General features: G+C 71.7%; 19 protein-coding genes and 1 pseudogene. 5 read left to right on the top strand and 15 right to left on the bottom strand.

Going from position 1 to position 21,035, the window contains the following annotated elements; all coding sequences use genetic code 11:
* Positions 1-65: 65 nt before the first annotated feature.
* Positions 66-1,613: a DUF2079 domain-containing protein gene (locus tag ABH928_RS18180; RefSeq protein ID WP_370067559.1), complete on the top strand. Its 1,548-nt coding sequence runs from the start codon at positions 66-68 to the stop codon at positions 1,611-1,613.
* A 28-nt stretch (positions 1,614-1,641) separates the two neighbouring features.
* Here the strand turns inward: ABH928_RS18180 and ABH928_RS18175 are convergent, their stop codons facing one another.
* From ABH928_RS18175 to hemL, 7 genes are all read right to left on the bottom strand, one after another.
* Positions 1,642-5,049: a sacsin N-terminal ATP-binding-like domain-containing protein gene (locus tag ABH928_RS18175; RefSeq protein WP_370067556.1), complete on the bottom strand. Its 3,408-nt coding sequence runs from the start codon at positions 5,047-5,049 to the stop codon at positions 1,642-1,644.
* Between the two features lie 167 nt (positions 5,050-5,216).
* Complete coding sequence (gene ccsB / locus ABH928_RS18170) at positions 5,217-6,377, bottom strand: c-type cytochrome biogenesis protein CcsB (protein WP_370067554.1); 1,161 nt, start codon at positions 6,375-6,377, stop codon at positions 5,217-5,219.
* A 2-nt stretch (positions 6,378-6,379) separates the two neighbouring features.
* Positions 6,380-8,137, bottom strand: a complete 1,758-nt coding sequence (locus ABH928_RS18165) for a cytochrome c biogenesis protein ResB (RefSeq protein ID WP_370067552.1) — start codon at positions 8,135-8,137, stop codon at positions 6,380-6,382.
* Positions 8,137-8,832 carry a cytochrome c biogenesis CcdA family protein gene (locus ABH928_RS18160; protein ID WP_370067591.1) on the bottom strand — a complete coding sequence of 232 codons (696 nt, stop codon included), beginning with the start codon at positions 8,830-8,832 and terminating at the stop codon, positions 8,137-8,139. The genes ABH928_RS18165 and ABH928_RS18160 overlap by 1 nt, the downstream gene beginning before the upstream one ends.
* A 47-nt stretch (positions 8,833-8,879) precedes the next feature.
* A complete protein-coding gene (locus ABH928_RS18155) occupies positions 8,880-9,506 on the bottom strand; it encodes a TlpA family protein disulfide reductase (RefSeq protein WP_370067550.1) in 627 nt (208 codons plus the stop codon).
* A 129-nt stretch (positions 9,507-9,635) separates the two neighbouring features.
* Complete coding sequence (locus tag ABH928_RS18150; RefSeq protein WP_370067589.1) at positions 9,636-10,277, bottom strand: histidine phosphatase family protein; 642 nt, start codon at positions 10,275-10,277, stop codon at positions 9,636-9,638.
* A gap of 100 nt (positions 10,278-10,377) precedes the next feature.
* Entirely contained in the window at positions 10,378-11,742 is a 1,365-nt protein-coding gene (gene hemL, locus ABH928_RS18145) for a glutamate-1-semialdehyde 2,1-aminomutase (RefSeq protein WP_370067548.1), read from the bottom strand.
* Positions 11,743-12,084: 342 nt separating this feature from the next.
* Between hemL and ABH928_RS18140 the strand changes: the two genes are divergently transcribed.
* Positions 12,085-12,582 (top strand): hypothetical protein, encoded by a 498-nt coding sequence (locus tag ABH928_RS18140; RefSeq protein WP_370067546.1) that lies wholly within the window; start codon positions 12,085-12,087, stop codon positions 12,580-12,582.
* Positions 12,583-12,635: 53 nt separating this feature from the next.
* Here the strand turns inward: ABH928_RS18140 and ABH928_RS18135 are convergent, their stop codons facing one another.
* The 4 genes from ABH928_RS18135 to ABH928_RS18120 form a co-directional block, all read right to left on the bottom strand.
* On the bottom strand, positions 12,636-12,773 hold the full coding sequence (locus tag ABH928_RS18135) for a hypothetical protein (protein ID WP_370067544.1): 138 nt from the start codon (positions 12,771-12,773) through the stop codon (positions 12,636-12,638).
* 319 nt (positions 12,774-13,092) lie between these two features.
* On the bottom strand, positions 13,093-13,743 hold the full coding sequence (locus ABH928_RS18130; protein ID WP_370067542.1) for a glyoxalase: 651 nt from the start codon (positions 13,741-13,743) through the stop codon (positions 13,093-13,095).
* Between the two features lie 10 nt (positions 13,744-13,753).
* A complete protein-coding gene (locus ABH928_RS18125; RefSeq protein ID WP_370067540.1) occupies positions 13,754-14,305 on the bottom strand; it encodes a helix-turn-helix transcriptional regulator in 552 nt (183 codons plus the stop codon).
* A gap of 53 nt (positions 14,306-14,358) precedes the next feature.
* A complete protein-coding gene (locus ABH928_RS18120; RefSeq protein ID WP_370067538.1) occupies positions 14,359-14,769 on the bottom strand; it encodes a VOC family protein in 411 nt (136 codons plus the stop codon).
* A gap of 654 nt (positions 14,770-15,423) precedes the next feature.
* On the opposite strand from ABH928_RS18120, the gene ABH928_RS18115 reads away from it, so the two are divergent.
* A complete protein-coding gene (locus ABH928_RS18115; protein WP_370067536.1) occupies positions 15,424-17,151 on the top strand; it encodes a DUF885 domain-containing protein in 1,728 nt (575 codons plus the stop codon).
* A 107-nt stretch (positions 17,152-17,258) separates the two neighbouring features.
* Positions 17,259-17,888, top strand: a complete 630-nt coding sequence (locus ABH928_RS18110) for a DsbA family protein (protein ID WP_370067534.1) — start codon at positions 17,259-17,261, stop codon at positions 17,886-17,888.
* Positions 17,889-17,943: 55 nt separating this feature from the next.
* Here ABH928_RS18110 and ABH928_RS18105 read toward each other — a convergent pair whose 3' ends face one another.
* The 3 genes and pseudogenes from ABH928_RS18105 to ABH928_RS18095 all read right to left on the bottom strand — a co-directional run.
* Positions 17,944-18,549 carry a transglycosylase SLT domain-containing protein gene (locus tag ABH928_RS18105; RefSeq protein ID WP_370067532.1) on the bottom strand — a complete coding sequence of 202 codons (606 nt, stop codon included), beginning with the start codon at positions 18,547-18,549 and terminating at the stop codon, positions 17,944-17,946.
* 439 nt (positions 18,550-18,988) lie between these two features.
* Complete coding sequence (locus ABH928_RS18100; RefSeq protein ID WP_370067587.1) at positions 18,989-19,273, bottom strand: Lrp/AsnC ligand binding domain-containing protein; 285 nt, start codon at positions 19,271-19,273, stop codon at positions 18,989-18,991.
* 10 nt (positions 19,274-19,283) lie between these two features.
* Positions 19,284-19,409, bottom strand: a pseudogene (locus ABH928_RS18095) (winged helix-turn-helix transcriptional regulator); the annotation flags it as partial.
* A gap of 41 nt (positions 19,410-19,450) precedes the next feature.
* Between ABH928_RS18095 and ABH928_RS18090 the strand changes: the two are divergent.
* Positions 19,451-19,603: a hypothetical protein gene (locus ABH928_RS18090; RefSeq protein ID WP_370067530.1), complete on the top strand. Its 153-nt coding sequence runs from the start codon at positions 19,451-19,453 to the stop codon at positions 19,601-19,603.
* A 13-nt stretch (positions 19,604-19,616) separates the two neighbouring features.
* Here ABH928_RS18090 and ABH928_RS18085 read toward each other — a convergent pair whose 3' ends face one another.
* Complete coding sequence (locus ABH928_RS18085; RefSeq protein WP_370067528.1) at positions 19,617-20,918, bottom strand: MFS transporter; 1,302 nt, start codon at positions 20,916-20,918, stop codon at positions 19,617-19,619.
* Positions 20,919-21,035 lie beyond the last annotated feature (117 nt).

The following is a 21,035-nucleotide window of genomic DNA, read 5'->3' as shown; positions in this document are numbered from 1 at the left end:
CTGCCCGACACGGAATTGGTCCAGACCTCTGGTTCGCCTGCCCCGGGGCCGGTACCGTGCAGCAGATGAGCACGGGTGCGGCAAACACGAGTGCGTCAGACATCAGCAACACCACCGGCACCAGCACGGCCCCGATCGGCGTGCCCGCACAGCGGATGCACCGCCGGATCGTGCCGAAACGGTCCACCTGGCCGTACCTCCTGCTCGGGCTGGTCTTCCTCGTCGGCTACTCGGTCATCGAGATCAGCCGTTACACGCACTTCGCCTCGATGTCCTGGGACCTCGCGATCTTCGAGGAGGAGGTGAAGCAGTACGCGCACTTCCAGGCGCCGATCGTGCACATCAAGGGCGCGCACGCGAACATCCTGGGCGACCACTTCAGCCCGATCATGGCCCTGTTGGCCCCGCTGTGGTGGATCTGGCCGTCGGGGGTGATGCTGCTGCTGGCGCAGTCGGCGCTGTTCGCGAGCTCGGTGACGATCGTGGCGGCGACGGCGGGGCGGTTCGTCTCCCGGACCAAGGCGCTCTGCCTGGGCTTCGGCTACGGGCTGTCGTGGGGGATGCAGCGGGCCGTCGACTTCGACTTCCACGAGATCGCCTTCGCGGTGCCGATCCTGGCGGTCGTGCTGCGCAACATGCTGCTGAAGCGGTGGCACCGGGCGGCGTTCTGGGCGCTGCCGCTGACGCTGGTCAAGGAGGACCTCGGCTTCACCGTCGTGGCGATCGGCGTCGTGCTGTTCCTGCTGCGGCAGCGGGCACTCGGCGCGCTGCTGGCCGTCTTCGGCGCGGGGATGGCACTGCTGACCGTCTACGCGGTGATCCCGCACTTCAGCGCGACCGGCAGCTACGGCTACGACAACAAGCTGCCGAGCGGGTCGTGGACGGGCTGGGTCACCGGTTTCCTCAGCCCGGCCGACGTCAAGCTGACGACGCTGGCGTTCCTCCTCGGCGTGACCGGGTTTCTGGCGCTGCGGTCGCCGTTGGTGCTGATCGCCGTACCGACGCTCGGCTGGCGGTTCGTCTCGGTCAACCCCGACTACTGGGGGCAGGACTGGCACTACAACGCGGTGCTGATGCCGATCCTGTTCCTGGCGCTGGTCGACGCGATCCGGCGGATGGAGGAACGGGGCGGGGCGCGGGGCGGGGAACGAGGCGAGGATCCGACCGAGGCGCGGACCCCCAAGCGGGGCACCGCCGCGCCGGAGTGGCTGCGCGGGTACGCGGCGCGTGGGGTGGTGCCGGCGGTGACGGCGGTCTCGATCGCGCTCTGCGCGACGATGACGCTGCCCGCCAAACAGATTTTCATGCCGTCGACGTACCGCTCGACCGACCACACCGACCTGATCGGCCAAGCGCTCGCCGAGGTGCCGAACGGGACGACGGTCGAGTGCAACATCACGCCGATGGCGCATCTGGCCGCGCGCACCGACGTCTACTGGCTGGGCGGGAGCCAGGCGAGCCCGCCGCAGTACATCGTGCTGGACCTCTCCTACGGCTGGGCGCCGTCCCCGCCGTCGGACCTGCCCGGGTACGCGGCGCAGCTGCACCCGGGCGCGACCTACCGGATCCTCTTCGACCAGCAGCAGTTCGCGGTGCTGCAACTGGTGACCTGAACCGGCGTCACAAGGGGGGTTGCCGGGGCTACCCCTCGAAGTCCCGTGCGCCGGAGAGCTCGTAGGCGCGGTCCGGGTCGCCGAGCAGGGCCAGCACCTCGAAGCGGCGCACCCACTGGCCCGCCGACCAGGCCAGGCCCGCCGCCAGGCCCTCGGGCGTGGCGGCGTGGAGGGTGCCGAAGGGGACGACGGGCGCGAACTCGTCCGACTCCTCCTCGGTCTCGCCGTCGGGCAGTCCAGCGGACGCAGGCAGTTCGGGGGCCTCGCTGGCGGCGTCCCAGCGCCACTCCACGGCGGCCTCCTCGCCCTCGGCGCCGACGACCAGCAGCTCCTCGTGCTCCTCGTAGACGGCGGGGCAGCCGGGGAGCAGCTCGCGGATCTCGGCCGGGACGCGGCGGACCGTGCCCTCCGTCAGCACCCGGCCGCCCGCGACCTCGCTGGCCAGCGACACGTGCAGCCGCTCGGCCAACGCCGGGGCCAGCTCGGGGGCGACAGTGATCAGCGGGAACTCGTCCAGCAGCGGGACCAGGTCGGGCGCGTCCACCACGACCGCGTCCGCCACGTCGACGATGACGGTGTGCGCCGGACGGCGGTGGGTGGCCGGGTCGAGCGGCGGCAGGGCGCGGACCTCGTCGGGGAGCGGGATCCGCTCCAGCGGGACGCCCGACAGCGCGGTGTAGAGGCCATGCAGCTGACGGTGCGTCACCGGGCGTTCGGCGTCGGTGAGACGCTCCAGCACATCGTCGGGGCCGTCGGACTCGGTGAGCAGCGCCGCCAGCGTGGTGCGGACACCGAGGGCGTGCAGGAAGACCTCGTCCAGGTCGGTGCGGGCCTCGTCGTAGAGGCCGCGCAGCAGCCGGTCTCCCCCGGCGGCGCGCAGACCGGCGGGGCGGCGGCCGTCCAGGACCGGACGGTCGCGCAGCCACCAGGCCGCGTAGGGGACCACCTCGGCGGTGCCGCCGTCGGGGAGCAGCAGCCGGACCTTGTCGACCACGGCGGAGCGCAGCGGCGGAGCGGCGAGCAGGGCGAGCGCCCGCGGCCAGTCGCGGTCGTCGACCAGGTCGAGGTCGCGAACGGCGAGCAGTTCGGCGGCGACCGGCGGGACGGAGGGGACATCGAAGGCGAGGTCTTCGTCCTGGAACGGATCGGTGACCTCCTCGGCCCAGTCCGCCAGGCCGTCGGGGGCCTCGTCGAGCAGCTGGCGCGGCTCACCGCCGAGGGCACGGTCGGCGGGGGCGGTCGGGTCGAAGCGGTCCAGGTCGTCCGGGTCGAGCACGGCCTCCTCGGCCCGGAGCAGGCCGAAGGTGTGGGTGACACCGACGGCGCGCAGCACCTCCGGGCCCCAGCGCTCGACGCACTCGTCGTCCGGGAAGGTCACGCTCTCCTCGTGCGCGACGGCCGCCAACGGGCTGCCGGGGAGCAGGAGTTCACCGGCGGGGGTGAAGCCGCCGTCCTCGTCCGGCAGCGCGAGGCGGGCCAGCCAGGGGTACCGACCCTCCCCCATCGAGCCGTCGCCGAGGGCGGCCTGGACGACGCGCAGAACCGCGTCGGCGAGCTCCTCGGCCTCGTCCTCGTCGTCCAGGTCGGCGGAGCGCTCGACGGCAGCGCGGACCTCCGGGGTCTCCAGCACGCCGGAGGGGGTGGCCAGGCCGGCGCCGAGCTTCTCCAGCAGCGGGTGTGCGGCGTCGGGGTGGGCCAGCCGCAGGTCGAGCACGGCCAGGTCCTCGGCGCTGACCTCCGACTCCCCCGGCCGGCCGACGGGCACCAGCACCCGGCGCGGGCCGCGGACCATCCGGCCGTCGGCCAGCGGGACCGGGAGCGCGCCGAGCGCGTCCCGGTCGGCGGCGGCCAGCGCGCCGTAGAGGTTGCGCCACCACTCCGGCTCGCGGTCCAGGTTGGCGAGTTGGTCGACGGTCTCGGCCAGGGCGACCCGGCGGACCTGCAGCGCGCGCAGCTCCTGACGGCGCTCCAGACCGGCCGGGAGCAGGCCGGGCAGGACGGCGGCCAGGGCGCGGACGATCCCGTCGTCGGCGCCCTCCAGCAGCACCGCGTCGCGCGGGCGCAGCGCGATCTCGTCCTCCGAGTCGGCGGCGGCAGAGTCGGCGGCGGAGTCGGCGCCGGCGGCGGGCAGGCTGTGCTGGTTTTGGCTTGCCTCCGGCAGGAAGGGCGTCTCGGGCAGGCGGTCCAGGATGGCGCGACGCAGCCGGGCGTCCAACTCGCCCTTGCCGAGCGGGGCCGGAACCAGGCGCAGCGAACCGAGGCTGGCGCCACGACGGCGGACCAGCTCGACGTAGGCGTCGGCGGCCTGCTCGACCAGGAAGTCGGTCAGCGGGCCAGGCGCGACATGACGACGCGTCGAGTCCAGCGGGAAGCTGGCGATCAGCAGCGCCGGCAGGCCGAGCGGCTCGTCGCTGGGCGTGGGCGCGTGCAGGTAGGCGGCGGTGCGGACGCGCAGCGGGTCGCCGCCCGCATCGACGGGGACGGCCCAGGTGAGCGACCAGTGCGGGCGGTGGCGCTCCTCGACCGTGCGGTCGGCCAGCAGGGACGCGTCCAGCGGGCCGCCCTCGCTGACGACCTGCCAGCGGGTCTCGGAGCCGTCGTCGAGGATCACGACCTCGACCGGCGCATCGCCTGCCGCCTCGTCCTTCGACTCGCCCGCGCCGGATGCCTCCAGGCGCTGCAGCACCCGCACACCGGCGTCGGTCTCGATGACCACCTCGGTCAGACCCGGCAGGGCGAGCAGCAGCGCGTCGTCGGTGTCGTCGAGGAGACGGCGGGCGAGGTCCTCGGCGGCGGCGTCGCGCAGCGGGAGGAGCACGACGGTGTCGTAGCCCTCGGGCGGGGTGCCCTCGGCGGGCAACGGCAGGCGCAGCAGCGGGACATGGCCGTCGCGGCGACGCAGCTCCTCCGCCAGCGCGGGCTCGGCGTCGGCGGCGGAGGCGGCCTGGTCGGCCAGGGCGCGGGCCTCCGCCAGCGACCAGCGGACACCGCCGGGGACGCTGATCACGCTGGGCTCGTCGGTGACCGCCAGCACGGCGGCGAAGCCGACGCCGAACCGGCCGACCGCCCCCGCGTCGTGCTCCTCGCGCTTGGAGGAGGCGCGCAGGGTGGAGAGCGACTCGACGCCCTCCGCGTCCAGCGGCACACCGGTGTTGGCGGCGGCCAGCACGCCGTCCCGCAGCGTCAACCGGAGGCGACCGCCACCACCCGAACGGGCAGTACCCGAACGGCGGGCGGCGTCGGCGGCGTTCTGCGCCAGCTCGACGACCAGCCGGTCGCGGTAGCCGCCGAGGGCCAACTCCTCCTCGGCGTTGGCGTCCTCGCGGAAGCGGGCGGGCGCGGCGGCCCAGGCGTCCAGCACGCGTCGGCGCAGCGCGCCGGTACCGAACGCGTCGGTGGCGAACCCATCCGAAGCGAACGCATCCAAGCCGGTCATCGCCGTCCTCCCGTAACGCTGCACGTGCGTGCTTGCCGTTAGAGCGCATTCTGCCTGGTGCGGGTGACAACGACGAAAACACGGCGCGGGGTCCCTCTTTGATCAAGAGAGACCCCGCGCCCTGCTGTTCGAGCCTGCTGCGGGCTGTCGGAGCCCGCTGCGGTCGGTCAGACGCCCGCGTAGGAGTGCTTGCCGTTGATGAAGATGCTCACGCCGTAGGCGTTGAACAGGTAGCAGGCGAAGGCGATGAAGACCAGCACCGCCGCCTTGCGGCCCTTCCAGCCCGCCGTGGCGCGCGCGTGGAGGTAGCAGGCGTAGGCGACCCAGGTGATGAACGCCCAGGTCTCGGTGGGGTCCCACTCCCAGTAGTGGCCCCAGGCGGCCTCGGCCCAGATCGCGCCCGCGATGATGGTGAAGGTCCACAGCGGGAAGACGAAGGCGTTGATCCGGTAGGACCACTTGTCCAGCGTGGCGGCGGCCGGAAGGCGGTCCATGACGTCGGCCCACCAGCCGACGGCCTTGGCCGGATCCTGCGCCTTGCGGCTCTCGTGCACGTCCTTGACGAAGAAGAGCACCGCCGCGATCCCGCCCGCGTAGAGGGCGCCGCCGCAGATCATCGCGCCGGAGACGTGGATCCACAGCCAGTACGAGTGCAGCGCCGGAACCAGCTGCTCGGAGGCGGTGTAGAACTCGGTGACCGCGATGCCCAGACCGACCAGCGCGCCGAAGGTCAGCGGCAGGCCCATCCAGCGGACGTTCTTGCGGGCCGCCAGCAGACCGACGAAGAGCAGCCCGGCGACGACCGTCATCGCGCAGGTGAACTCGTAGAGGTTGCCCCACGGCGGACGGTGCGCCGAGATGCCGCGGGCGATCACCGCGCCGAGGTCGAGCAGCACGGCCAGCGTCGTCAGCGAGACCGCGATCCGGCCGAGGCGGTCGGCACGCTCGTCGCCGCCGGACGCGCCGACGCCGTCGACCGGCGGGGCCGCGTCGCCGCGGGTGACCACGTCGACGGAGCCCGCCTTGGCCGCCACGGTGCGGGTCAGCGTGGTGGTGCCGCCTCCGGCGCGGGTGACGGTGACGGCGACGGTCGGCGCCTTGCCGGCGTCGGCCGCGGTGCGCTCGGCCTCGGCCACGGTGTCCGCGACCGACGAGCCCGCCTTGCCGGCCAGCGCGGCGGACTGCCGGGCGATCCGGCTGCGGCCGCCGAAGGTCCACTCGCAGGCGTAGGCCAGGAAGGCGAGCAGGAAGACCGCCATGGCCGAGTAGATGAGGTCGTTGGAGATGCTGGCGAACCGGGTGTCGATCGCCGCGTCAGCGAGGAACACGTTCACTCCTTGGGCGTGGTGCCGGCCGCGACCGTGTCCGGCTCGTCTGTTACGGCTGTTTCGTCCGCAGGCGCGGTGTCCTGCAGGTCGAGGGCGAGTGCGGCGAGCTCCTCGGCGATCCGGGCGGACTCGCTGCGGGCCAGGCCCGCCAGCTCGACGACGGTGGTGCCGTCCTCGGCCGTGACCGCGCGGACCCAGATCCGGCGGCGCTGCACGAACAGCGACCCGATCAGGCCGAGCACCGCCGCCATCGAGCTGAGCAACGCCCAGCTGCTGCCGGGGTTGGTGGCCACGGTGAAGTTGGCCCACTGCTGGACGCTGGTGAAGGTGACCGTGCCGCCGCTCGGCAGTTTGAAGCCCTGGCCCGGCTTGAGCGCGAAGGTCAGCGGCTGACCGTCGAGCTTGTACTGGGTCATGTGCTTGGTATCGAGTTCGTAGATGCTCTGCGGCGCACCGGAGTTGTCGCCCAGGTCACCGTGGTACGCGTTGACGTAGATCTCCGGGTCGGCCAGGTCGGGGAAGACCGAGTGCGGGCCCATCGTCCTGATCGAGGCCGGGTCGGTGGCCGCGGTCGGGGTGAAGATGCCGGAGAGGCCGATCTGGGTGGCGTTGCCCTGGTTGTCGACGTAGCCGTCGTTGACCTTGATGGCGCAGGTCGAGCTCAGGTTGCTGTCCTGCGGCAGGCAGGGCGTCGGGCCGTTGTAGATCACGTCGCCCTTGGCGTCGGTGACCTGGAAGACGGGCGCGTAGCCGTGCGCGGTCAGGTAGACGTTGCTGCCGTCCACCTCCAGCGGGTGGTTCTCCTGGACGACCGCGTTCTTCGTCTTCGTCGGGTCGGTGCCGAGCCAGTACGAGACGTTGGCCTGGAACATGGTCGGGTTGCCCATCTGCGGGCCGCTCGCCTGGTACGAGGCCTCGAACTTGTCCAGCTTGAAGCCGAAGGGCGTCAGGTCGTCACCGGTGTAGAAGGTGCTCGGCATGAAGTCGTCGTACTGCGAGACGTTGTTGCTGAACGCCTTGCCCTCGATCACGACCACGGTGCCCATCCCGCCGAACAGCTTGCTGAAGGCGAAGGCGATCAGCATGCCGAAGAGCGAGATGTGGAAGAGCAGGTTGCCGACCTCGCGCAGGTAGCCCTTCTCCGAGGTGATCGCGTCACCGCTGCGGGCCACCCGGAAGCGGCGACGGCGCAGCAGCGTCTCGGCGGCGGCCAGGGTCTGCTCGCTGTCCGCGCCGCGCGAGCGCCAGGTCGCGTAGACCGGCAGCCGCACCAGGTGGCGCGGCGCGGCGGGCGGCGCGGAGCGCAGCACGCCGACGAACTGCCAGGTGCGCGGGACGATGCAGCCCGCGAGCGAGACGAAGAGCAGGATGTAGATCGCGGAGAACCAGAACGAGCTGTAGACGTGGAACAGCCCGAGCTTCTGGTAGATCGGCGCCAGCGTGTGGTGCTTGGTGACGAACGCGGCGACGTTGGTCGGGGACGCGGAGACCTGCGGCACCAGCGAGCCGGGGACGGCCGCGAGGGAGAGCAGGAAGAGCAGGATCAACGCGGTGCGCATCGAGGTCAACTGCCGCCAGCCCCAGCGGATCCAGCCGACGAAGCCGATACCGGCCGCGCCGCCCGCACCGCTGCCGGCGTCGAGCTCGCTGTCGTCGACGGGCGCGGAGCTGAGGCGTTCGGCGGCCCGCTCGTCGGCGGTCTTCTCCCCCGTCTGCTCCTCCGGCGTCCGCTCTTCGGCCGTCCGACCGTCGGTCGTCATCAGAGTCCCACCTGGTAGTTCGCGGTCCAGTACTGCAGCTGGTTGACCAGATCGGTCCAGAGGCCGGTGATCAGCAGCGCGCCGACCAGGACCAACATGCCGCCGCCGAGGCGCATGACCCACTGGTAGTGGCGCTTGATCCAGCCGAACGCGCCGATGGTCCTGCGGAAGGCGAGCGCGGCCACGATGAACGGCACGCCGAGGCCGAGGCAGTACGCCACGGTCAGCAGCGCACCGCGGCCTGCGCTGGCCTGGTTCCAGGAGAGCGCCTGGACCGCGCCGAGCGTGGGACCGACACACGGCGTCCAGCCGATACCGAAGACCACGCCGAGCAGCGGCGCGCCGATCAATCCCACCACCGGCTTGCGATGGCTGCGCAGTTCACGCTGGCTGAAGCCGGGCAGCAGGCCCATGAAGGCCAGGCCCAGCAGGATGATCAGACCGCCCGAGATCTCACTGATCAGCGACGCGTGCGCCCTGATGGTCAGTCCGAAGAAGCCGAAGAGCGCGCCCATCGAGACGAACACGGCGGAGAAGCCGAGCACGAACAGCAGTGCGCCGAGCGCCATCCGGCCGCGGCGGCGGCCGTCGGCGTCGGCGAGGTCGGCGGCGGAGAAGCCGGTGACGTAGGAGAGGTAGCCGGGGACCAGCGGGAGGACGCAGGGCGAGAAGAACGACACCAGCCCGGCCAGCATGGCGACCGGGATGGCGAGCAGCAGCGCGCCGTGGAGTACCTCGCCGCTCACGACTTCTCCGCGATCACCGGGGCGACGAACTTGCTGAGCTGGTCGCTGGTGAGCGGTTGCAGGGCACGCACCGCGATCCGGCCCTCCCGGTCCAGGATCAGGGTGGACGGGATGGCCTGCGGATTGAGGCTGCCGGCCGGGAACTGCAGCAGCAGCGAGCCGTCCTCGTCGTAGAAGCTGGGGTAGGTCAGGCCGTGCGTCTTGACGAACTGCTGGGCCTGGTCGATCTGGGTGTCACGGGTGTTGATCCCGACGAACTGGACGCCCTTGGACTGGTCGGCCTGGAAGACGCTCTCGAAGTCGTCCGCCTCGGCGCGGCACGGACCGCACCAGGAGCCCCAGACGTTGAGCACGACGACCTTGCCGCGGTAGGAGGCCAGGTCGAGCGCCTTGCCGTTGAGGTCGGCGCCCTTGAGGTTGATCGCCGAGCCGCGCTGCGCGGCGGGCACGGAGACGGACTCGCCGGTCCCGGCCACATAGCCGCTGTCGCTGCTGCCGCTGGTCTCGGCAGGGTTGGTGGAGCTGCAGGAGGTGAGTGCCAGCACACCCGTCAGCGCGGCGGCAGTGGCGGCGGCGACGCGGAACGCAGAGCGTGCGGAACGGCGAGCGGGGCGGCGACTCATGTGAAGAGTTTCGCATGGGCGTTTAAGTCGATTTCACCGCCCCCACGACAACGTCGTGGCAGGCCCTTGACCTGCCACGACGCTTCGTGTATCGGATATTTAGTCGATCTTTATGCGCGCCCTTGTGTGCTACGCGCCGAACGACTTGTTCGTCAGCGGGCCCTTCTTACCGGTCAGATGGGCCGGGAGCAGGTCCCTGGCGGGCTCGCTGTAGCCGATGGAGACGATCTTGTCGCCCTCGTAGGTGAAGGTCGTCAGGCTGGCCAGCGAGCACTGGCGACGGCGCGGGTCGTGCCAGAGGCGCCGGTGCTCGGCGAAGCAGCGGGTCACCCAGATCGGCAGCTGGTGGCTGACGCAGACCGCCTCGTGCCCGCGGGCGGCGTCACGGGCGGCGTTGAGCCCGCCCATCATCCGCACGACCTGCTCGATGTACGGCTCACCCCAGGACGGCTTGAAGGGGTTGGTCAGGTGCTTCCAGTAGCCCGGGTTGCTGAGCGCGCCGTCGCCGACCCCGAAGGTCTTGCCCTCGAAGATGTTGGCGGCCTCGATCAGGCGCTCGTCCTTCGCCACGGTCAGCCCGTGCGCGGCGGCGATCGGCGCGGCGGTCTCCTGGGCGCGGTCCAGCGGGGACGCGACCACGTGGGTGATGTCACGTCCGGCCAGGTGGTCGGCGACCCGGTCGGCCATCTTCCGGCCCAGCTCGGAGAGGTGGTAGTCGGGCAGGCGCCCGTAGAGGATGCCCTCCGGGTTGTGCACCTCGCCGTGTCGCATCAGATGGACGACGGTGATGTCGTTCTTGCTCACGTCAGTTGCTCCTGCTGCTCCTGGACGATGGGGCGGTCGGGCGGTCGGGACCGTGACTCGGGGGTGACTACGCGGTGGCTTCCGCGGCCGCGCGGGCGGCGGACGGGAGCGCGGCGGCGATCCGCTCGAGCGCGCGCTCGTCGTGCGCGGACGAGACGAACCAGGACTCGAAGGCGGACGGCGGCAGGTAGACGCCCTGGGCCAGCATGGCGTGGAAGAACGCCGTGAAGCGGAAGGACTCCTGCGTCCGTGCCTCGGCGTAGTTGGTGACCGGCCGGTCGGTGAAGAAGACCGAGAACATGTTCCCGGCCGTCTGCAGCCGGTGCGCCACGCCCTCCTTGGCGAGCGAGTCGCTGACCAGCGAGGCGACCTCGGCGGCGACCTGGTCGACGGTGGCGTAGACGGCGTCGGTGCAGGCGCGCAGCTGGGCCAGACCGGCGGCGGTGGCGACCGGGTTACCGGAGAGCGTGCCCGCCTGGTAGACCGGGCCAGCCGGGGCGAGGTGGGCCATCACGTCGGCGCGACCGCCGAAGGCCGCGGCCGGGAAGCCGCCGCCCATGACCTTGCCGAAGGTCATCAGGTCCGGCTTGACGTCGGCCGTCCACCCTTCGTTCGCCGATTCGAAGCCGTACCAACCGGCCTTGGAGACGCGGAAACCGGTCATCACCTCGTCGGAGACGAAGAGCGCTCCGTCGGCGCGGCAGAGCTCCTGCAGGCCCTTGTTGAAACCGGGCTTCGGCGGGACCACGCCCATGTTGCCGGGGGACGCCTCGGTGATCACGCAGGCGATCTCGCCCGGGTGCGCGGCGAAGGCGGCGCGGACCGCGTCCAGGTCGTTGTAGGGCAGCACGATGGTGTCCCCGGCCTGCGCACCGGTGACCCCGGGCGTGTCGGGCAGCGCGAAGGTGGCCAGGCCGGAACCGGCGGCGGCCAGCAGCGCGTCGACGTGACCGTGGTAACACCCGGCGAACTTCACGACCTTGGCCCGACCGGTGAAACCGCGGGCCAACCGGATCGCGGACATGGTCGCCTCGGTGCCGGAGGAGACCAGGCGCACCTGCTCGACCGGCGCGATCCGGTCGACGATCTCCTCGGCCAGCTCGACCTCGCCCTGACCCGGCGTGCCGAAGGACGTGCCGCGCGCGACAGCGTCCTGAACAGCGGCGATGACCTCGGGGTGGGCGTGCCCCAGGATCATCGGACCCCAGCTGCAGACCAGGTCGACGTACTCGCGCCCGTCCGCGTCGGTGAGGTAGGGACCGGTGCCGGACACCATGAAGCGCGGGGTCCCGCCGACCGCGCGGAAGGCGCGCACCGGGGAGTTCACGCCACCGGGCGTGACGACGGAGGCGCGTTCGAACAACGCCTGGGAGGCGGGGGCCTCGTACGGGTACGGACTGCCGAAGGACTGCTTGCTCACGGGATCGCTCACAGGGACATGCTCTCAAATCGGTGTCGTTTCAAAATCGCAGCCCGCGATGCGGCATGTCCGCGCCGATCATCTGGGACGATGATCGGGCGATCCGGTACGCCCCCGGCAGGTCCGTCACAACTCGGCCCGACGGGGGTGGCCTGTTGGCAAATCAGCGACGGACGGTAAGGATGGTCCGGGGTGTCCGAGCAGCGCGACAATTCCGGCCACGACACGGGCGGCATGCGTGATCCGCATGCCCCGGGTGCCGCGGCCGGTTCGGGTCGAGGGCGCGAGTTCCACGAGGTCCGAGAGTTCGCAGAGGCGTCACGTCGTCGTGACGGAGGTGGAGGTGCTGGCCGCGTGGGGGTGACCTACAAGTACTTCGGCGCGCCGGACCGTGCCACAGCCGCGCGCGTACCCACCGCCCTCGGTCGCGACGGTCTGGGCCTGGACGCAGGCGAACTCGGCACACTCGGCCGCCTCGGCGAACTCTTCGGCCACGACGGCTCCGAGGAGTCGATCAGCGGCAGCCTCTCCACCAAGATCAAGCCGGAGACCATGAGCGCGATGGTCCTCACCGGCATCCTCGGCATCCCGCTGACCGAGGTCCCCCCACTCGAACTCGTCGTGCTCCACCCGGACTACGCCGTGGTCCAACTCCCGCAAACGGTCGTCGAACCCCTCCTCAAGGCCGACGAGGCCGAGTTGGGCACGGCCGCCTTCATCTGGTCCACGGTCCCGGACCGCCGCGGACCGCGGGACGCGTTCGTGATCTACAAGATGCTGCACGAGTGGCAGGACTTCGCGACCCGGCTGCACGACGCGGGACATCAGCTGTACTGCCTGATGTGGCCGTGAGCGGGGGGTTCGACTGACCGTCGGGGTCAGCCGGGGGCGCTTCTGATGTGCCGTCAAAGGATTTCGTTCAGACGGCCGTTCAGGCTGCCGGGGCACATGGAGGGCACGCGGCTGGAGCCGGGCATGTGGGCCGCGATCTCCTCGAACTCCTCGGCGCTCATCTGCGGGCGACGATCAGCTGTGAGGCTCATGGGTTCACCCCCGCTGTCCCAGGCAGTCTCGACTCGCTCCACGGTATCGCTCTCATGCGATCAGGGTCCGGTCTGCGGCGGAGCACCTCGTCGCGGCGAACCGTCGCGTGCACATCGCGTGCACATGGGAGCGGACAACGACCATGGACAGTGCAAGGAACTGAACACCGAAATCCCAGCCCGGAAGCCTGCCGAGCGGATCACCCCAGGTCAACGCCCTGGGGTGATCGTCTGCAGAACGAGTGGCAGGACTTTCGCGAACCGGCTGCATAACGTGCGATGCCAACCGTACCGGCTGATGTGGCCGCGAGCTGAAGGCTCACGGCGTCGCGGTGGGCGACGTGGTGGCCTCCCAGGCGAAGCCGTCCGGGTCGGTGAAGGAGTCGGCGGTGCTGCCGAGGGCGATGCGGTGGGAGCCGGAGCCGTCGGCGGGGACGCCGACGTCCTTGGCCAGAGCGCGGCGCTTGTACAGCGCCAGCTTGACGGTTCCGGTCCCGGCGGAGGCGAACTCGGTGTACTTGCCGCCGAAGCTCCTGGCCACGGTCAGGCCCCGGTCGACGTAGAACTGCTTGGTGGCCTTCACGTCCTCGACGCCGAGCAGGAGGACCATCTCGTCGATCTCGCGGGTGGCCGGGCCGGTGTCCTTCTTCGCCGAGGTCGCGACCTTCCAGAGGGTGCCGTCCGGCGCCTGCACGACGCCGCCGTAACCCCACAGCGACTTCGCGCCGGGCTTCAGCACGGTGGCTCCGGCGTCCACGGCGGCGGCCAGGAAGCCGTCGACGGTCGCGGGCTGGGAGACCGTGAGCGCCAGCGTGAAGCCGCGGAACCCGGTGGACTGCGCCTCGGACGCCCGCACGTCGACGTAGGCGTCCACTCCGAAGGCGGTGAGGAAACGGCGGGTGGCCCCGGGGTCGGCCACCTCGAGGGTGACGGAGGCGAGGGATGCGGTGGATGCGGTGGTTGTCGTCATGCCGTTCACGCTACGGGCGGCCGGGGGCGGGGGCTTCTCGATTCCTGACCGGTCTGGTCACCTGCTTCGCGACGCAGGCCGGCATCCCCTCCACCCGGATCACCGGCCCCACCTCACCACCCTGACCTGCGGCGTCGACGCTCCCGGCGGCCGGCCCCGTCGCGTCCGCTGCCTCTGCCTCTGCCTCTGCCTCTGCCGCGCGGCGGCGGAACACCCCGGGCGACATGCCGACCAGCTCGGTGAAGCGGGTGGTGAACGTGCCCAGCGACGCGCAGCCGACCTCGAAGCAGACCTCGGTGACGCTGAGGTCACCGCGCCGCAGCAGCGCCGCCGCGCGCTCGATCCGACGCGTCATCAGATAGGCGTAGGGCGCCTCGCCGTAGGCCGCCCGGAACTGCCGGCTAAGGTGCCCGGCGGACATGTGCACCCCCTGCGCGAGCGCCTCCACGTTGAGCGGCTGCGCGTACTCCCGGTCGATCCGGTCACGGACACGGCGCAGCAGCGCGAGATCCGCCAGGCGCTGCGCCTCGATACGTGCACGTCTCCACTCGTCCGGACACATCGCTGCACTCCCCTTTCGCTCTGACCCGACCAGCCATGTGGATGCGCGCAGGCTCAGCGGAGTTCCTGGATGCGGATCAGGTTGCCCGCGGGGTCCCGGAGGGCGCAGTCGCGGATGCCGTAGGGCTGCTCGGTCGGCTCCTGGACGACCTCGGTGTCGCCGGCCTGCACCTTCTCGAAGGTGGCGTCGAGGTCCGGAGTGGCCAGCAGGATCCAGCCGTAGGTGCCCTTGGCCATCATCTCGTGGATGGTGCGGCGCTCGGCCTCGGTGATCCCCGGGTCGGTGGCCGGCGGCGCGAGGAGGATCGACGTGTCGGGCTGACCGACCGGACCGACCGTGATCCAGCGCATCTTTCCTTGCCCGACGTCGCTGCGCACCTCGAAGCCGAGCACGTCGCGGTAGAAGGCAACCGAGGCGTCCGGGTCGTCATGGGGAAGGGAGCTCGTGTGAATGGTGATGTCCATGAGGGCAGGCTAGAGCGGCCCCGCGTCCCGCGCTTCTCGAATCCTGACTGATCTCGTCGTCGAGCCCTGAGCCATTCCGCCATGGGGTCGGTCGCGCCACAACACCGGTACCGGGCCCACGCTTTGAGTACCCCTACTCGGCGCGGATCAGGACGACTCGGCCGAGGCACCACGCTTCCGGGCCTGGCCCCGTGCCATCACGTAATAAGCGATCGAGGCGACCACAGCGACGGGCGTCGCCACCACGTCGATCCACGACTTGTGAAGCAGCATCGACGCATAAGCGGCCACGCCGAACGCGGTGCTGAGGATGTACGCGCGACTTCGAGCCATTGGCGCTTGTAGGCCTGGAACGCCGCCATGCCGCATCCGAGAGCGGCGAACCCGATGAGGACCCCTATGAGCATTGCTGGAGCATAGGGGCAGCTCACGGCGCGCGGAAGGCCGGCCTGTACGCGCCCGGGGTCATGCCCGTGTGGGCGGGGAAGCGGCAGCGCGGTCGTCCGCCGGGGGCGGAGTCCCGAGACGGAGGGCTGATCGGCTGACAGGGCGGGCGTCGCCAGGTGAGGATGCAGGCATGCCCGACGAGACGACCGAGGTGAACGAGGTGACCCGAAAGTGACCCAGGTGTCAGAGGCGTCAGAGGCGTCAGAGATGCTCACGCCGCGCCGAATCGCCGACGACTACGTGGCGCGGATGGCCGCGCAGGACCCCACCGTCACCACCTGGTTGGGCTTGGATCCCAAGGACGAGCGGTTGCCGGACTTCTCCCCCGAGGGGTGCACCGCGGAGGCCGAGCTGGCCCGCGCCGTCCTGGCCCGGCTGGAGGCCCTGCCCGCGAGCGCGGACACGGACGCGAGCGCGGACGCGGCGGAGCAGGCCTGTGCGCGGCTGCTGCGGGAGCGGCTCGGGTCGACGCTGGACCGGCACGAGGCGGGCGAGCACTACCGTGCGGTGGCGAACCTGCACACGCCGATGCACGGGTTGCAGAGTCTCTTCGGCATGATGCCGACCGCCGCTGAGGAGGACTGGGTCCCGCTGCTCGCGCGGCTGCGCCAGGTGCCCGAGGCGGTGGCGGGTTACCGGACCACGCTGGCCGAGGGCGTCGCGCGCGGGCTGTTCGCCGCACCGCGGCAGGCGGAGGTGCTGGCCACCCAGCTCGACGCCTGGACGGGACCTGGCAACGCAAACGGCACCAGAACCGGCACCGGAACCGGCAGCAGAAACGGCGGCTGGCTGGCGCAGCTGGTCGCGCCCGCCCCGGAGCGGTTCCGGGACGAGGCGGACGCGGCGGCGGCGAAGGCGGGTGAAGCCGTCTCGGGGCTGAGCGACTGGCTGCGCGAGGGCTACGCGCCCGCCGCGGCGGGGACGCCGGACGCGGTCGGGCGGGAGCGCTACCTGCTCTGCGCCCGTGCGTTCCTGGGCGCGACGCTCGACCCGGAGCAGACGTACGCGTGGGGCTGGGAGGAGTTCCACCGCGTCCACGCGGAGCTGCGCGCGGAGGCGGCGCGGGTGCTGCCCGGCGCGGACGTGGAGCAGGCGCGGGCGCATCTGAACGAGCACGGGCACATGGTCCAGGGCGCCGAGGCGATGCGGGCCTGGCTGCAGGGGATCACCGAGGAGGCCATCGAGGCGCTCGACGGCACGCACTTCGACCTGTCTGGGCCGCTGCGCCGGGTGGAGACCCGGATCGCCCCGGCGGGCACCGCCGCCGCGCCCTACTACAGCGGCCCGAGCCTCGACTTCAGCCGCCCGGGACGGACGCACCTGCCGCTCGCCAACGGCGACGCCGAGGGACGGTTCCGCACCTGGCGGCTCGTCAGCACCTGGTATCACGAGGGCGTTCCGGGACACCACCTGCAGCTCGCCTCCTGGGTCGCGGCGGCGGACCAGCTGTCGCGCTACCAGGTCACCCTGGGCAAGATCAGTGCCAATGTGGAGGGTTGGGCCCTCTACGCGGAGCGGCTGATGGACGAGCTGGGCTTCCTGACCGATCCGGGACGCCGACTCGGCTACCTGGGCAAGCAGATGATGCGCATCGTCCGCGTGATCGTCGACATCGGCATGCACCTGCGCCTCGCGATCCCGGCCGACTCGCCGTTCCACCCGGGCGAGCGGTGGACGCCGGAGCTGGCCACCGCGTTCATGTCCGACTACGTCGGCATGCCGCCCGCCGCCCGGGACAGCGAGATCGTCCGCTACCTGGGCCGTCCGGGCCAGGCCATCGGCTACAAGCTGGGCGAACGCGCCTGGCTGGCCGGGCGGGAGGCGGCCCGGCACCGGCTGGGCGCGGAGTTCGATCTCACGGCCTGGCACATGAAGGCTCTGCGGCAGGGCTCGTTCGGGCTCGACGACCTGGTGGAGAACCTGGCCGGGCTCTGAGCGACGGTCCGGAAACCCTTCGCCCGGACCGCGGCGAAGCGCTAGGTTGCGGTCGACCTTCCGGCCCACTCCACCAAGCGATCAACGACCCAAGGAAGTTGAGACTCATGACGTCGAGCCCCACCGCCGCCGAGGCCCCCGCACGCGTCGACTTCTACTTCGACCCGGCCTGCCCGTTCGCGTGGATCACCTCGCGCTGGATCCTCGAGGTGGAGCAGCAGCGGCCGATCGACCTGCGGTTCCGGGTGATGAGCCTGTACGTCCTCAACGAGAACCGCGAACTTCCGGACTGGTACCGCGAGTTGGTCAACGAGTCGATCGGCCCGGTGCGGGTGGCGGTCGCCGCCGAGGCGCAGCACGGCAACGCGGTGCTGCGCGAGCTCTACACCGCCTTCGGCAAGCGGATCCACAAGCAGAAGAACGAGGACTTCGACCTGGTGATCCGGGAGTCACTGGCCGAGGTCGGGCTGCCGGCCGAACTGGCCGAGGCCGCACACGACACGACCTGGGACGAGCAGGTCCGGCGCAGCCACCACGAGGGCATGGACCCGGTCGGCGAGGACGTGGGCACGCCGACGATCCACGTCGACGGGGTCGCCTTCTTCGGGCCGGTGCTCAACTCCATCCCGCGGGGCGCGCAGGCGGCGCGCATCTTCGACGGGGTCCGCGCGCTGGCGGGTTACCCGGACTTCTTCGAGCTGAAGCGGACGCGCACCGGCTCGCTCAACTTCGACTGATTCGAAGGATCGGACCGATCGGACCGATCGGACTGACCGGACGCTCGGCGCCGGATCAGTAACCCGCCTTGGTGTAGGCGACGGTGGTGAAGGAGCCGTAGCGGTCGTTGGCGTAGCGGACGCCGGCGATGATCGAGTCGACCGGGTTGAGGATGTCCTTGTGGCCGGGCAGGGACCACTCGGCGAAGGTCGGCTTGATGGTCTGGAGCAGGCCGTAGGTGCCGCCGTAGAGGGCCTGGTTGCCGTCCCAGTGGTTCTGCGCGTCCGGGTTGCCGGAGGACTCGGTCATGGCCCGGGCGTAGATGGCGGACGCCGGGGGGACCTGGTCGCCGTGGGCGCGGAGAACGTCCTGCGCCTCGGCGATCCACCCGTTCAGGTTGTCCGGGTAGGTCTTCTTGGCGGGCGCGGCCGGCTTCGCGGGCGCGGGTTTGGCGTCCGTCTTCGGGGCGGGCTTCGCGTCGGTCTTGGCGTCGGTCTTGCCGTCGGTCTTCGCGTCCGGCTTTGCGTCGGCCTTGGCGGAGGCGGACGGGGCCGCGGTCGGGGTCCCATGGTCGGCGGCAAGGGCCGGGACGAAGTTCGCGACGACGACCATCCCGGCGACCGCGGAGCCCATGAGCAGGTCGGCGGTCAGACGGGCGGGCGTACGGGTGGCGAGACGCATGTCACTCCTGGAAACACGGGCAGCACTCAGCACCTGCCGGGCAGGGCAGGGCGGTACCGCACTGGGCACTGGGTCTGGCGGTTGTCCCGACACACCTGGCGCACACACCCGCGCTTCAGGCTTTGCAGTCGAGCGGCTCAGGAACGTCGCGGGGCTTCTCGCCCGGGCGCACACCTCAAGGGGATTCGCGCCCTCGGCGGTCGTGGCTTCGACGACATCGACCGCACTCGTTCCTGGACGTTCTCCACGTTCACACGACGCCCGCGGCCCGGGCAAGGGACTTCCGCCCCAAGTGGTTCAGACCACAACAACCCGGACAAACCTCCTGAGCGTTCGGGAATACCCGCTCACACGGCCGGATCGGCTCTGTTGAGCCGCCGGCGACTGTCGCGGACCCGGCGCACGGGCCCGCAGACCCTCCCCTGCCCGGTGAGGCGCGTCACTGCCCGCGCGAGGTGGCGTGTGACGCGCGCAACGTGGTGCGCGCCACAGAACGCGCCGGGCGCGCGGTGAGCCGGTTCACACCGGGGCGTTTGACCACCTCGCCGACGATCACCGTCTCGGCGGAGTCGACGCCGAGCGCACCGAGGTCCCGGGTGACAAAGGCGTAGAGCTCCGCCAGGTCGCGGAACCAGACGGCGACCGCGAGGTTCGCCTCCCCGGTGGTCGCCAGCGCGCCATGGACGGCCGGATGCGCGGCCAGCGCACGGCCGACCGCGTCCAGGCTGGGTGCGCAGCGCGCCGGACGCGGTCAGGCGGGCCAGCCGGCGGCGGACAGTGGACTCCGGCAGCCTGCTGCGCGTGGCAACGGCCGCGGCGGGCGGGCGGGCGTCGTCGCACAGGCTGTCGATCAGCGCCACATCGGTGGGGTGGCCGCGACGACGGCAACCTGCTCGGCGGCGTGCTGATCGCCCGCGAGGCGGGCGCGCTGGTCACCGACGCGCTCGGCGCTCCGTGGCAGGCGGGCGCGGAGGGCATCCTGGTCGCACCGACCAGCCTGCACGCCCGCCTGCTGGAACTGCTGCGCGACCGCGCCGGCGTCGGCGTCAGCTGAGGCTGCGTTCAGCTCAGCCGAGGTCAGCTGACGCGACGTCGATATGACGGTCGGTCATCTCCTGCTCCTGCGCGGCCAGCGGTTCGACCCGCCGCGCGCCGGTGAGGGCCGATGCCGCGCAGACTGCGCATGCGAGCAGCGGGACCAGCGCCGCGACGGCGAAGACGACGCGCGGCCCGTCCCGGCTGATCAACATGCCTGCCGCGCTCGTGCCGAGAGCGACACCGAGGTTGAAGGCAGTGTTGATCCAGGCGCTGCTCTCGGCGGTGTCGACCAGCAGATAGGCGGTGATCAGCGTCGCGTCGGTGACAGCGCCGGCGACCAGCAGTGTCGGCAGGGCACCGGCCGGGGCGAACCAGAGCAGTGGGAGCAGGTACACCACGCCACCGACCGCGCCCAGCACGGCCATCCGGGTGCGCGGCGAACGGCGCCAGGAGAGGCGGCCGTAGACGAGGCCGCCGACGACGCCACCGACGGAGAAGCCCGCCAGCAGCGGGCCGGCCACGGCCGCGCCCCACCCGGCGACGGCGGCCAACTCGGCCATCGCCCCCGCCGCGCCGACCGCCGCGACCGCGCCGAGCAGCACCAGGAATCCGGCGGACCGGAGTGGCGAGCGCCGCCCGGCCCCGGTCCGGTCCGCCCCGATCCCGTCGGCCCCGAGGCGCGCAGCGTCCGACCGCGTCGGCGCGGGCGCGGCCGTACGCGCCAGGACCGGTGCCAGGGAGCTGAATCCGAGCACGACGATCGCGGCGACGACGGCCAGCGCGATGCCGGGCGTGGTCACCGCGATCAGCGCGCCGCCGAGCAGCGGGCCGACCGAGAAGACCGTCGACTCGGCGACGGCGTCCAGGCTCAGTGCGGCCTGCCGCTGCGCCTCGCCACCGGCGAGGACACCCCAACGGGCCCGCAGCAGCGGCCCGACCGGGGGCGGCAGGATCCCGGCGACGACCGCGAGCACCGGCGCGACGGCCTCCGTCACCGGCCCGCGTGCCCCGCCCGCCGCCAGCAGGGCGAGCGCGGCGATCAACGCCAGCACCGCGGCGAACCCCACCGCGAGCAGTTGCAACGCACCGGGCCTGCGCTCCGCGAGCCGTGCCCGCCAGGGGCCGAGCACGGCGCTGAGCAGCCCGTAGACGCCGACGGAGGTTCCGGCTGCCCCGTAGGAGCCGACGGCCTCACGCAGCGCGAGGAGCAGAGGGAGGGAGATGAGTCCGTAGGGAAGCCGGGCGAGCGCTCCGGCGAGCGCCAGTCCGCGGGCATGCGGCAGCACAAGGACGGCACGGTACGACGCGCCGCCCTGGACAGGGCGTGACATGGAAGGTCTCCGGTGATGCGAGCACTACGCCACAGGGGGCGCGGCAGGGACAGGGACGTCGACGGGGCAGAGGCGTCGCGAAGCGGCACGCGTCCGACGTCAGCGCGATGGCGCGCG

This window comes from Streptacidiphilus sp. MAP5-3 (assembly GCF_041262505.1).
In the GTDB taxonomy this organism is placed as follows: domain Bacteria; phylum Actinomycetota; class Actinomycetes; order Streptomycetales; family Streptomycetaceae; genus Streptacidiphilus.
This window is presented reverse-complemented; position numbering and strand designations above follow the sequence as displayed.